The sequence below is a fragment of the Paenibacillus senegalimassiliensis genome (assembly GCF_001486585.1).
Classification (GTDB): Bacteria; Bacillota; Bacilli; order Paenibacillales; family Paenibacillaceae; genus Fontibacillus; species Fontibacillus senegalimassiliensis.
On record NZ_LN909042.1, the window covers coordinates 169915 to 182553 of the forward strand.

Consider the following 12639-nt stretch of genomic DNA (forward strand, 5'->3'; position numbering starts at 1 on the left):
CAGGAGGCATTATTGAGCATGACCATTCCCCAAAAGGCAGTAGATATGGACTATATTCTTGAGCGCGTGCTGGAGGACTTCGCCTGTCGGGTTCTATGGAGCGAAGGGCGCCCTTGCCTGGAGTACCAGCACCTTGACCAATTGGACGCAATTGCTGAATATGTACGTGCTCAGTTCGGCACGGAGCTGCTGGATGTTTTTTTCACGGCCGTGGAGAGGTTGGAGGAGGAGTAGGCCATTCGTAGATGATTTGTTGCTCCTGATTGTAAATAAGGACGAAGGAGTTGCCCTCGGCTCCTTCATCATAGTTGCCAGCCAAGGTATAGGCTCGTTTTCCCTCCTCGATGTCCAGCCGATACCATGTCTTCTGATTGAAGGTAGCATAGATGTACTTCCCCTCTTGGAGTAGTTGCTTATCATGGATCTGAATCATCAGATATGGGAAGCCTGTCCGAACTCCAAAGACCTGAACGGATTTCTCCTTGTTCTCGTTCTGCATCAGATCAGCGCCATACTCCATTTCATCATTCTTGATTCTTAGCCAATATGCTCCGACCTTCACACCCCGTTTGTAGAAGATATAAGCAATAGGTTTGTCCATCTCGTTGTTAATTTTATAATCCAATACCTCTAGAACCTCAAGTTCGCTGAGCTGCTGAATATGAAGATCAGAAATCTTGCTATACGAGTCCCTTTGCAAGAACGGAACAAGTACGATAAGTAGAGCAATTAACAGCATTCCCAAGCCTGGAAGTAGATAGCGATTTTTTTGAGATCGTATCATGGAAGATCAACTCCGGGTTTTAAAATAGAATACTAGATATGGATTAATTGTACATTAAAAACGATATATATAGATTTAAAGATTATATTTTTGTCGTTAGTTCAAAGTTAAGAGCTGTATTAGCGCCACTGATAAGAATATAAATTAAATGACTTAGCATTTTACTTCAGTTGTGCAGATTAGGGAGGATTTTCCTGAAATTCGTCGAAAACAATCCTTTAAGAACTAATATGATTTTAGTCATGGGGTTGAAAAGGACTATATAGATCGTTTATTTCGATTATTAGAATATACCTCAACTAAAATTTAATTTTTCATAATATAAATATCTTTCAAAAGGGTGTGCAATTTGGTGCAAGTTCCGGATTTTATAGAAAAATAGCTTATATCTTCGAAATTTGTTTGAAATAGAAGAAAATTGAATATATATCAAAGAATATAGGAGGAATGAACTACATTTAATTGAATAAAATATAGCATATAGGACTTGCTTTATGCTGGATACTTGATTGGAGGAGACAAATATGTGGGATAGGAATGTTACTTTTGGTAATGTTCAAGCTATTTGGAATTCTGCAGGAACTCGTATTTTAAAATACACCATAGAGATTGCACATAATGGTTTACATGACCATAAATTAATTTCAGCACCTGATGAGGATATACTTCAAAGCAAAATTGACATGCAAATGAGGAAATGGCAAGACAAATGGGAAGTCTTTGTTCAGAAGCGTCAAGCCGCTGAAGAGGTAGAAGCTAGTATTGAAGAAGCGAATAGAAGAACAGAAGAAGCCGATATGGAGTTGCAAGATATTGAAAATTTATTAATACATACTCTAACAACTAATGATGTTGTAGATTGGGATACTTTGAAGAAGAAGGATACTTTCCCCAAGAGTTCACCAATTAAGCCGATTCACGGAGAGAAGAAAGAATATCCCAATTCACCAGAAGAAGAAAAACCAAAATTTACAATAATAGATAAGGTTTTTAAATCTAGAAAACAACAAAAGGTAGCTCATTATAATGCCATTAATGCTGCTATGATTCTAGAATGGGAAGAAGAAAAACAATTAATAGAGGATCATAATAGCTTGGTAGAACGTGAATATGAGGAGAAATTGAAACAATGGGAGGTGGAGGTTCAAGATTGGGAGAATGACAGAAATACATTTATTAATGAACAAGATGAATATAATAAAAAAATTGATGAGTTGAAACAAATGTATTTTAACCTTCATACGGATTCTATTGTTGAATATTGCGATATGGTACTTGATAACTCAATGTATCCAGGGGATTTTCCAAAAAATTATGAATTGGAATATAATCCAGAGAACAAAATTTTAATTATAGAATATCAATTGCCCTCCATAGAGTGCTTTCCAACTCTAAAAGAAGTTAAGTATATGACTTCGAAAAAAGAATTAAAAGAATTTTATATCTCTGATAGTCAAAAATTAAAAATGTTTGATGAATCTATGTATAAAATTTCCTTGCGAACGATACATGAAATCTTTGAATCAGACGTGGCTAATGCCATTGATGCTGTTTCCTTTAATGGTTGGGTTGAATCAATAAATAAAGCAACAGGTAAAGAAGAGAATAACTGTATCCTCAGCATTCAGACAAATAAAATTGAATTTAATGAAATAGATTTATCAAATGTTGACCCTAAAATATGTTTTAAAAATCTCAAAGGTGTAGCTAGTAGTAAATTAAGTACATTAACCCCGATTCAACCTATATTGCAAATTAGTAGAGATGATAAAAGATTTGTTGAGAGTCATACTGTTGTTGGCTCTCTTGATAATACAACTAACCTTGCTGCAATGGATTGGGAAGAATTTGAACACCTTATTCGTGAATTGTTTGAGAAAGAATTTCAGACTAATGGTGGTGAAGTTAAGGTAACTCAAGCAAGTCGAGATGGTGGAGTCGATGCGATTGCCTTTGATCCTGATCCAATTCGGGGAGGGAAAATAATTATACAAGCTAAGAGGTATACAAATACAGTGAGCGTCTCTGCCGTTAGAGACCTGTACGGTTCGGTAGTCAATGAGGGTGCGACCAAAGGAATTCTTGTTTCTACTGCTGACTATGGACCTGATGCATATGAATTTGCTAAAGCTAAGCCCTTAACTTTACTTAACGGTTCTAACTTACTTCATCTATTGGAAAAGCACGGCCACCATGCAAGAATTGATTTAAGAGAAGCTAAAAAAATCTTAGCTGAAAAGTGAAAGGGTCCTAAGGGGCCCTTTTCATTTATGATAGAACAACCTACAAAAGCAACAAGGGGAAAACTGTAACAGCACTTGCTTATTATTAAAGGGCGGGATAGAAAAGAGATCTTTTATTTAGTTAGGGATTGAATACGCCTTCACGTACCACCCTCCACTCCCTATTCTGCTATTCTATAGATAAAAAAAGGAGACCCCACCCATGTCCCTTCTCGAATCCCTCTACCACGGGAATCTGCTTCCGCAGGAACAGTTCGTCCCGAAAGACCCGCAATATCGTGAGCTAACCCGAGAACTGTCGAGTGCGATGATCGCATGGAAAGAGAAGTTAAGCAGCGCTGAATTCGCCGAGTTGGAGGCGTTGATTGACTTGCAGCAGCAGGTGCAAGGGATAGAAGTGGCTGAGTCGTTTACGCAAGGATTCCGGTTAGGAGCCGGGCTGATGATTGAGGTTCTCCATAAAAATTATCTCTGAACGCGCTCCCGCAACCTGAGTTTGTGAGAAAAAGCACGGGAAAGCGCATACGGGCACGCGTATAATAGCTACGATAAGCGAATTTGTTTCGGCATAATTCGTGAATTTTTTCACTTATATTGTGAAAAAAAACACAATTACTGAAGAGGAGCAGAGTACATGAGACATCTAAGTAGCAGGTACGCAAGAACAGGTTTTCTGGTAGCACTGGTATTTATCTTGATGATGGGGTTAATCGGTTGCAGCGGCAACAACAACGAAGCCGCACCGGATGGGGCAGCTACCCAAGGCCTGTACACACCAGGGACTTACACCGGGGAAGCCCAAGGCTTGCACAGCGTAATTAAAGTAGAGGTCACGGTTGACGAGAATACGATTCAATCTGTGAAGGTATTGGAGCAGAAGGATACCGAGGGTGTCAGCGATGCGGTATTTACTACGATTCCCGAGAAGGTTGTCGAAGGACAAAGCTTGAAGGTTGACGTGGTATCCGGGGCATCCGTATCCAGTAATGGTCTGATTGATGCCATTGCGGACGCTTTGGCCAAGGCCGGAGCGGACGTTGATGCGTTGAAGAACAAAGAGCCGCTGAAGGCAGCAGCGAAGGAAGCCATTACGAAGGATACTGAAGTAGTGGTTGTCGGCGGGGGCGGAGCAGGTCTTGCCGCTGCGGTATCCGCTGCCGAGAACGGTGCCAAGGTTATTCTGATCGAGAAATCCCCATCCCTGGGTGGGAACACACTTCGTGCGGGCGGGGAGTTCAACTCCTATGATCCCGTCAGACAGCCAAAGATTGAAATGACACAGGCACTGACTAACGAACTGAAAGAAATTTTGACTTACGACGAGAAAGAATTTGGAGATTACGCTGACACGCTTAAGACGGTGAAGGCACAAATCAAGGAATATTTGGCGAATGGCGATACAACGAAATTGTTCGATTCCCCTGAATTGCACATGATTCATACTTATATCGGCGGGAAGAGAACGGACCTGGATGGTAAAGAAATTACCGGTAAATTTGAATTGGTAAAAACACTGACTTCTAACAGCTATGGTACCATCGAATGGCTGGAGAGCAATGGCGTACAATTTGAAGATGGCATCGGTACGGTGCTTGGCGCTTTGTGGCCTAGAACGCATCATAACGCTGAGCCGCTTGGCACAGGCTATATCAACAACATGGAGAAAAAGGCAACCGAGCTTGGCGCAGAAATCATGCTGAATACGAAAGCGACCCAACTGATTGTAGATGGCGGCCGTATCGTGGGCGTAACTGCTGAGCAAGCAGACGGTACTCCAGTGACCTTGAACGCATCCAAGGGTGTAGTTATGGCAACCGGCGGCTTTGGCGCCAATCCGGACATGGTTGTAGAATACAACAACTACTGGCCTGACCTGGATGCCAACATCATGACCACCAATACCGCCAATGCGACTGGCGACGGTATTAAGATGGGTAAGGAAGTAGGAGCGAACCTGTGGGGCATGGGCTTCATTCAATTGATGCCAAGTGGTCAACCGGGAACTGGCGCGTTGTCTGGCGGTGTATGGGGCAGTGCAGAGACGCAAATCTTCGTAAACAAAGAAGGTAAACGGTATGTGAACGAGTACGCTGAACGTGACGTACTGGCTGCCGCAGCTTTGGAACAAACGGATAAGATGTTCTATATTATTAGTGATAACACCTCGCTCGGTAATCCTGACTTGAACGGAAAATCCGGATGGGGCGATAACTATCAGGACCTGATCAAGAATAAGAATATCTTCGTAGCAGATACACTGGAAGATCTGGCCAAGCAAATGGGCGTTCCAGTAGATACCTTCGTAGAAGAAATGAAGAAATATAACACTTATGTAGAGAATCAACTGGACCCAGAGTTTGGCAAGAAGAACTTTGGACAAAAGCTGGAGACAGCTCCATTCTTCGCAACGCCAAGAACTCCATCCGTGCATCACACGATGGGTGGTCTGGAGATCAACGAGAAGGCTGAAGTATTGACCGCAGAAGGCAACGCTATTGAAGGCTTGTTCGCAGCGGGCGAAGTGGCAGGCGGCGTCCATGCAGGTAACCGTCTGGGCGGTAACGCCATCACCGATATTTTCACCTTCGGACGGATTGCTGGTGCGAGCGCAGCAAGCAACTAATTTCGTAGTCTCATATCGTGCAACAGCAATTGAATAAGTAATCCCTGCAATACGAATTCCCCGTTCCTCTACCGCTCTGATGCGGAGAGGGACGGGGGATTTTTTTTGTCTAACACGAATTATAAAGCTTCTTAACGACGACTCCTTGCGGATTTAATAAATCTAGGCAACTCTCTTAATCTAGCGTAAATAGTCAAAATCTATACTCTACTTGGGTTGAAAACAACATAAATACACAACGAACCCACAATAATCCACAGGGAGTGCGAGAGAACATGAAATATGGAGTAAAGAAAACGTTGGCGCTTGGCCTTGTTCTGTGTTTGTTTATGTTGGCATTGGTAGCTTGTGGAGACGCATCGGGCAATACGCCGGCTGCAAGCGCGGACGGCAACGCTGGTGCCCCGGCAGAGGAATTAACGCTGGCTGAATTGGAGGCTAAGGCTAAGGAAGAAGGTTCTGTCGTTAGTGTAGGGATGCCGGATACATGGGCGAACTGGAAGGACACCTGGGAGGACCTGAAGAGCAAGTATGGCTTGGAGCACTCGGACACGGATATGTCGAGCGCGGACGAGATTAATAAGTTTGAAGCGGAGAAGAACAAACCGACAGCCGACATTGGCGACGTAGGAATTGCCTTCGGTCCGGTAGCGGTGGATCGGGGCGTAACGCAACCCTATAAGACCTCCTATTGGGACGAGATCCCTGATTGGGCCAAGGACGCGGATGGGCACTGGATTGTCGGCTATCAAGGTTCCATTTCTATTTTCACGAATACAGACCTGGTGAAGTCCCCACCGCAAAGCTGGGAAGACATGAAGAACGGCGACTATAAAATTATCGTTGGCGACGTGACTAAGGCAGCTCAGGCCCAAATGGCCGTGCTTGCGGCAGCTATAGCCTTTGGCGGAGATGAGACCAACCTGGAGCCGGGGATTGCCTACTTTGAAGAATTGGCTAAGCAAGGTCGTCTGTCGAACGCAGAAGCTTCGCTAGCAAATATGGAGAAGGGTGAAGTCGAGGTCACTTTATTGTGGGATTTCAACGCGCTCAACTTCAAGGACCAACTGGGACCGGATAAATTTAATGTAGCCATTCCAGAAGAAGGCAGCGTCGTGAGCGGATACGCCACCATTATTAATAAATATGCGCCTCATCCTCATGCAGCGAAGCTGGCTCGGGAGTACATCCTGAGTGATGAGGGTCAGATTAATCTGGCCAAGGGCTATGCCAGACCTATTCGCGATAGCGTTAAGCTTCCCGAAGATGTAGCCGCCAAGCTGTTGCCTGCCGAAGCCTACACAAGCGTGAAGCCTGTAGGCGACTATCAGGCCTGGGAAGAAGCCGCGAAGAAGCTGCCTCAGTTGTGGCAAGAGCGCGTACTCGTACACATGAACTAACTATACGGTAGGAACTTAAGCGGTGCGTCAGATCGTCCAAGGCGAATGGCGCACCTTCTTTTCGAAGCAGAGGAGTGGGAAAGGTGAAGCGTAAAAATCGCTGGTTCTGGTTGGGGTTATTGCCCTTTGTAGCAATGGTGGCCTTGTTCCAACTGGTTCCCATCGTCTCCATGGTAACTGGGAGTGTCAGCTCCGGATCGGGCCTCACATTTGAATATTATATTCGTGTCTTTCAAAGCGAGTATTACCTCAAGGCAATCAAGAATAGCCTGTTAATTTCGATATTTTCCAGTGTAATCGGAGTGGTAGCGGGGCTGGTGTTTGCTTATTCTATCACACGCTTCTCGCCCAAAATGCGGGATCGCTTGATCATGCTGTCCAATATGACCTCCAACTTTGCGGGTGTGCCGCTGGCCTTCGCTTATATTATCCTGCTGGGCAGCAATGGAGTATTCACCCTGCTGTTCAGGCAGTGGGGGTGGGATGTTTTTGCCGGGTTTGATCTGTATAGCTGGTCGGGCCTGGTACTCGTCTATGTCTACTTTCAGGTCCCCCTCGCCTTACTTCTGCTGTATCCTTCCTTTTACGGCATTCGTGAGCAGTGGAAGGAGGCCGCCTCATTGTTAGGGGCAGGGACATGGCAATTCTGGAGAACCATCGGTATTCCGGTGCTACTTCCTGCTGTGTTTGGTACACTGGGTATTTTGTTCGCCAACAGTATGGGGGCATATGCCACGGCGTATGCCTTGGTGGGGAGCAACTTCAATCTGCTCGCCGTGCGGATCGGCAACCTCGTTTCGGGTGATGTAGTGAGCGAGCCGCAACTTGGCAATGTACTCGCGGTAATTTTGGCTCTATCCACCCTGCTGGCCGTTTATCTAAATCACAAAATGATCCAGCGGGCGCAGCGGTTTCAGCCAGGAAGCGCAGATCGCAAAGCGTCCGTTCGTCGCAAAAACTTCAAGCTCAAAACGTCCAGACTGAAGGAGGAATTATAATGCAGGCATCCGGAGAGCGTCGAGCGGGCTGGGGACATCGCACCTTGATGGTAGTGCTGCTCGTCTACTTGTTCCTTCCTTTGCTGGCCACCTTCATCTACGCCTTTGCCAAGGACTGGCAAGCCACGATTCTGCCCGAGCGCTGGACGCTGGAATGGTTCGGCGAAATGTTCACGGACGTCCGATTTATGGACGCCTTATGGAAGTCCCTTTATTTATGCCTGATCAGTGTAGCGCTAAGTCTTGTGGTCATGCTGCCCGCGGTATTCATTATTACGGTGTATCTTCCGGGTCTGGAGAGCTTTATGAAGGGGGTTGTGGTGCTGCCCTATGCGGTGCCCGGCGTAGTCGCTGCCGTTGGACTCATTCGTGCCTATTCATCTGGACCAATCAATATTTCCGGAACCGCCTTTATTTTGATCGGAGCCTACTTCGTCATTATTCTGCCTTACATGTATCAGGGGATTCGCAATAGTCTGCTGACTGTATCCGCTGTGGAACTGCTCGGGGCTGCGGAAATGCTTGGAGCAAGCCGGATGAAGGCCTTCATCACGGTGATTCTGCCGAATATTTGGCCCGGAGTCATGACTTCTACTCTGCTGTCCTTCTCCGTATTGTTTGGTGAATTCGTGCTGACCAATATGCTGGTCGGGGGACATATTCAGACGATTCAGGTGTACCTGATGCGCAGAATGAACGAGAGTGGACACTTGGCCAGCGCGATAGCTATCTCTTATTTCTTGTTCATTCTGGTGTTGTCTATGGTGTTGATGCAGCTTGGCAAAAAAGTAAACAAGGGGATGTCCAAATGAAGCCATATTTGAGGCTGGAAGGGATTCGCAAGCAATTTGGAGCGAATACCGTGCTCAATCAAGTGAACCTGGAGATTCGTGAGGGGGAACTGGTCACGTTGTTAGGCCCCTCCGGATGCGGTAAAAGCACGTTGCTTCGCTGTATCGCCGGCTTAACGGAGATGGACGGGGGACATATCTGGCTGGATAACCAGTCCATTGCAGAGCTGCCGCCCCGTAGTCGGGAGATCGGCATGGTATTCCAATCCTATGCTTTATTCCCCAATCTGACGGTCAGCGAGAATATTGAGTACGGGATGCGAATGCGCAAGGCATCGAAGGAGGCTCGTCGGCAGCGTTCGACGGAACTGCTCGAGCTAATTGATCTTGTGGACAAGCGCGATGCCTATCCGCAGCAGTTGTCAGGCGGCCAGCAGCAACGTGTCGCCTTGGCCCGATCATTAGCTGTGCGGCCTAAGGTGCTTCTGTTAGACGAGCCGCTTAGTGCGCTGGATGCCAAAATTCGCAAAAATCTAAGGAGCGAAATTCGGGAAATTCAGAAGAAGTTTAATATGACGACGATCTTCGTCACTCATGATCAGGAGGAAGCATTAACCTTATCGGATCGGGTATGTCTCATGAATCAAGGCAACATTGTGCAGCAAGGAGCACCCGAGGAACTATATTCTGCTCCAAGAACGGAGTTCGTGGCCCGGTTCATGGGGAGCTACAATGTGTTGTCCCGGGCCGAGGCGCTGCGTTTATTCGGAACGGTGAAGGGCGAGGCGGAGAGCTTTGCCATACGTCCGGAAGCCTTGGCTCTTCTGGATCAGGAGCGAGAAGGTACGGGGTTAGAATCAGGCAAGCAAATCGTGCAGGGGACCGTACATTCTGCATCGATCCTGGGCAATGTCATTCGTTATGCCGTGGATACGGCAGGCCTTCGGCTGACCGTTGATCAACTTAATGATGGGCGGTCCTTGCGAATGGAGGAGAACCACCCGGTGAAGCTGGTGTTGGATGCTACGCAATTGCTGCATTTGGAGAAGGAAGGGGCTTAGGCAAGTTGTCAATTTCATCAGAGGAACGTAAGCGCGTCATTATGGAACAGTTGAAGCTGGAGGGGCAAGTGAAGGTCCCTGACTTATCCCAGCTATTTACGGTGTCAGAAGAGACGGTTCGCCGCGATTTGGTATTACTGGAGAAGGATGGGCTGGCCAAGAGGGTATACGGGGGTGCGGTACTCACCAAGCTGACCAGCTATGAGCCGCCCTATCTACAGCGGCAGCAGGTGCAGACGGAGGAGAAGGAGTGCATTGGCCGGGCGGCTGCGGAATTGGTCGAATCGGGAGACACGATTGCCGTGGATATTGGCACCACCACGCTGGAGATGGCCAAGGCCATTGCTGGCCGGGAACGGCTGACAATCCTGACGAATTCGCTGGCCGTTGCCTATCATCTGATGGAGTCGCTGAACAGCGGAAGATTTTCCGGGAAGATTGTCGTAGTTGGCGGAGAGTTGAACCCGGAGCAGCAATCGATGTCCGGACCCATGGGAGAGAGCATGCTGTCGCAATTCCGCGTAGATAAGGCGTTCATCTCCGTGGGAGGTATTTCTCCGGAGCGTGGCATCAGTGACTATGATATCAATGAGACGGGAATGTCGCGAAGAATGATCGAGGCGGCTTCCCGAACCATCGTGTTGGCGGACGAATCGAAGCTGGGCAAGGAAGCCTTCGTGGAGATCGCTCCGCTTGATAAATTGCACGTAATTGTCAGCAATACGGCCGTTCCGAAGGAATGGGTACAGCCCCTCCGCAGCCAGCATATTCAATGGATTGAAGCTAAATAAGAGGATAAAGGGAGGAATCATAGATGTCGTCGACCGAAGCTAAGCTGATTGTCGTTGTGTTGGATGGACTTAGATATGATGCGGCCCGCAAATATTTGGGCTATATGGAGCATTTAGTTGAACAAGGAGAGGTGTCTTGCTACCGCGTGGAGTCTCAGCTTCCTAGCTTATCTCGTCCGCTCTACGAGGTGCTGCTCACCGGAACGCCAGTCGCACGAAATGGCATCACCGCTAATCATATTGTGCGTCTAAGCTGGGAGGAGAGTGTGTTCCATCTGGCTACCAAGGCAGGCCTGAGAACGGCAGCAGCAGCCTATCATTGGGTAAGCGAGCTATATAACCGCGCTCCCTTTAACTTGATAGAGGACCGTCACCAACACGATGAGAGCCGGCCGATTCAGCATGGCATGTTCTACTTTGAGGATCATTACCCGGATAGTCATTTATTTTTGGATGCCGAACACTTGCGTACGACCTATAATCCAAACTTCCTTTATATCCATTCGATGAATATTGACGATATGGGCCATAAGCACGGAGGGGAGAGCAAGGAATATGCGGGAGCGGTGCGGATGGCGGATGGCTTGCTGGCCTCTCTGGTGCCGTTATGGAGATCGCAAGGGTATCAGGTCATCGTGACCTCAGATCACGGCATGAACGGAGAGGGACAACATGGCGGCACGGAACCGGAGGAACGACAAGTTCCGCTGTACGTCTTCGGCGAATTGCCGTTTTCCTCTTCCGCATTGGAGCGCGAGCCGGGGATATCACAACTTTATTTTGCACCGCTGATTTGTCATTACTTGGGGATCGAGACATCTAAGGCAATGGTGAACTGGACATAGACAGGAGGACTTGCCGTTGAAGGTTGATATGCATTTTCATCTAGAGGAAGGGCCGTACTCGTTGCGTTGGCTCATGCGCACCATGCAGGCGCTCTCTGCGACGGAGCCCACCTATTCTAACGCTTCGGAAAAGGATAAGGACCACACGCTTGCCTTTGCAGAGCAATTGTCCGGGCTTTTATCCGGGCGGATGCAGCAAGGGTGCTACAGTGAAGAATGGCTGGACCGATATCTGACGACGGGCCGCAGCCGGGGAATCAAAGAGTTTGGCGTTGTAGATCACCTATACCGTTTCCGTGAATGCCGCCCATATTACGAGAAGCATATGCTACTGGACGATAGTCCGGTGGGCAAGCTGCAACGTACCTGGCTAGACCAGGTATGCGTCACCTCACTTTCAGAATTTGCCGATTTCATTACGGAAGCGAAGAAGACCCGGCCCGATCTGGCGCTAGGGGTGGAAGCGGACTTCTTCCCTGGTGGAGAGGCAGAACTTGGTGAGTTGCTAGCTCAGCATCCATGGGATTACGTCATTGGCTCGGTTCACTTCCTGGAGGGCTGGGGGTTTGATAATCCCGAAGCGAAGGAGGGCTTTGAAGGACGGGACATTGTAGCCACCTATGCCGCTTACTATGACCTTCTCGGGCAAGCTTGCGAATCGGGGCTATTCCAGATTATTGCGCACCCGGACAATTTGAAGTTATTTGGCTTTCGTCCTCAGAATGAACGGGAGTTGCTACCCTTGTACAGACAGACTGCGGAGAAGATGACTCATAGCGGGGTGATTACGGAGATTAATACAGGCCTGGCTTATCGCTACCCTGTCGCTGAGAGTTGTCCAAGTCCGTTGTTCCTCTCCGTGCTGGCTGAATATGGTGTGCCTTTAACTTTGTCTTCAGACGCCCATTTTCCCGACGATATCGGAATGCTGCTGGATGGCGCTTTGGCCGATGCCGTGGAGCAGGGCTACACAGAGCTTGCGATATTCAGGAACCGGGAACGGCAAATGGTGGCCATTGCTCCTTAGGTCGCTGAAAGCCGGATAGCACGTGGTAACAAATGCCCACCTCCATCCGTCCTTTTTTTAAATGATTAATTTATAG

At 47.6% G+C, this 12639-nt stretch carries 12 protein-coding genes; 11 read left to right on the plus strand and 1 reads right to left on the minus strand.

Annotated elements, in window-relative coordinates; all coding sequences use genetic code 11:
• Nucleotides 1-18: 18 nt before the first annotated feature.
• The gene (locus BN3279_RS03035; protein WP_059049176.1) at nucleotides 19-234 is read left to right on the plus strand and encodes a hypothetical protein; all 216 of its coding nucleotides are present in this window, start codon (nucleotides 19-21) and stop codon (nucleotides 232-234) included.
• On the opposite strand, the gene BN3279_RS03040 is transcribed toward BN3279_RS03035, so the two are convergent.
• A complete protein-coding gene (locus tag BN3279_RS03040) occupies nucleotides 203-784 on the minus strand; it encodes a hypothetical protein (protein ID WP_059049177.1) in 582 nt (193 codons plus the stop codon). The genes BN3279_RS03035 and BN3279_RS03040 overlap by 32 nt on opposite strands.
• 524 nt (nucleotides 785-1308) lie before the next feature.
• Here BN3279_RS03040 and BN3279_RS03045 point away from each other — a divergent pair.
• From BN3279_RS03045 to BN3279_RS03090, 10 genes are all read left to right on the plus strand, one after another.
• Entirely contained in the window at nucleotides 1309-3027 is a 1719-nt protein-coding gene (locus tag BN3279_RS03045) for a restriction endonuclease (RefSeq protein ID WP_059049178.1), read from the plus strand.
• Nucleotides 3028-3229: 202 nt separating this feature from the next.
• On the plus strand, nucleotides 3230-3502 hold the full coding sequence (locus tag BN3279_RS03050; protein WP_059049179.1) for a DUF6809 family protein: 273 nt from the start codon (nucleotides 3230-3232) through the stop codon (nucleotides 3500-3502).
• Between the two features lie 159 nt (nucleotides 3503-3661).
• Nucleotides 3662-5650: a flavocytochrome c gene (locus BN3279_RS03055; protein WP_059049180.1), complete on the plus strand. Its 1989-nt coding sequence runs from the start codon at nucleotides 3662-3664 to the stop codon at nucleotides 5648-5650.
• Between the two features lie 275 nt (nucleotides 5651-5925).
• The gene (locus BN3279_RS03060) at nucleotides 5926-7050 is read left to right on the plus strand and encodes an ABC transporter substrate-binding protein (RefSeq protein ID WP_059049181.1); all 1125 of its coding nucleotides are present in this window, start codon (nucleotides 5926-5928) and stop codon (nucleotides 7048-7050) included.
• 83 nt (nucleotides 7051-7133) lie between these two features.
• Nucleotides 7134-8048, plus strand: a complete 915-nt coding sequence (locus BN3279_RS03065; protein ID WP_059049182.1) for an ABC transporter permease — start codon at nucleotides 7134-7136, stop codon at nucleotides 8046-8048.
• Nucleotides 8048-8860, plus strand: coding sequence for an ABC transporter permease (locus BN3279_RS03070; RefSeq protein WP_059049183.1), 813 nt, complete (start codon nucleotides 8048-8050; stop codon nucleotides 8858-8860). Before BN3279_RS03065 ends, BN3279_RS03070 begins: the two co-directional genes overlap by 1 nt.
• Nucleotides 8857-9900, plus strand: a complete 1044-nt coding sequence (locus BN3279_RS03075; RefSeq protein ID WP_059049184.1) for an ABC transporter ATP-binding protein — start codon at nucleotides 8857-8859, stop codon at nucleotides 9898-9900. The genes BN3279_RS03070 and BN3279_RS03075 overlap by 4 nt, the downstream gene beginning before the upstream one ends.
• A 5-nt stretch (nucleotides 9901-9905) precedes the next feature.
• Complete coding sequence (locus tag BN3279_RS03080; protein WP_059049185.1) at nucleotides 9906-10691, plus strand: DeoR/GlpR family DNA-binding transcription regulator; 786 nt, start codon at nucleotides 9906-9908, stop codon at nucleotides 10689-10691.
• A gap of 23 nt (nucleotides 10692-10714) precedes the next feature.
• The gene (locus BN3279_RS03085) at nucleotides 10715-11536 is read left to right on the plus strand and encodes an alkaline phosphatase family protein (RefSeq protein WP_059049186.1); all 822 of its coding nucleotides are present in this window, start codon (nucleotides 10715-10717) and stop codon (nucleotides 11534-11536) included.
• Nucleotides 11537-11552: 16 nt separating this feature from the next.
• Nucleotides 11553-12563 (plus strand): PHP domain-containing protein, encoded by a 1011-nt coding sequence (locus BN3279_RS03090; protein ID WP_059049187.1) that lies wholly within the window; start codon nucleotides 11553-11555, stop codon nucleotides 12561-12563.
• The last annotated feature ends 76 nt before the right edge of the window (nucleotides 12564-12639 follow it).

Bases quoted from the DNA above. Each gene is read 5' to 3' on its own strand.
- BN3279_RS03040 (WP_059049177.1), bottom strand. From the start codon at position 784: ATGATACGATCTCAAAAAAATCGCTATCTACTTCCAGGCTTGGGAATG.
- BN3279_RS03050 (WP_059049179.1), top strand. From the start codon at position 3,230: ATGTCCCTTCTCGAATCCCTCTACCACGGGAATCTGCTTCCGCAGGAA.
- BN3279_RS03085 (WP_059049186.1), top strand. From the start codon at position 10,715: ATGTCGTCGACCGAAGCTAAGCTGATTGTCGTTGTGTTGGATGGACTT.
- BN3279_RS03035 (WP_059049176.1), top strand. From the start codon at position 19: ATGACCATTCCCCAAAAGGCAGTAGATATGGACTATATTCTTGAGCGC.
- BN3279_RS03060 (WP_059049181.1), top strand. From the start codon at position 5,926: ATGAAATATGGAGTAAAGAAAACGTTGGCGCTTGGCCTTGTTCTGTGT.
- BN3279_RS03075 (WP_059049184.1), top strand. From the start codon at position 8,857: ATGAAGCCATATTTGAGGCTGGAAGGGATTCGCAAGCAATTTGGAGCG.
- BN3279_RS03055 (WP_059049180.1), top strand. From the start codon at position 3,662: ATGAGACATCTAAGTAGCAGGTACGCAAGAACAGGTTTTCTGGTAGCA.
- BN3279_RS03070 (WP_059049183.1), top strand. From the start codon at position 8,048: ATGCAGGCATCCGGAGAGCGTCGAGCGGGCTGGGGACATCGCACCTTG.
- BN3279_RS03045 (WP_059049178.1), top strand. From the start codon at position 1,309: ATGTGGGATAGGAATGTTACTTTTGGTAATGTTCAAGCTATTTGGAAT.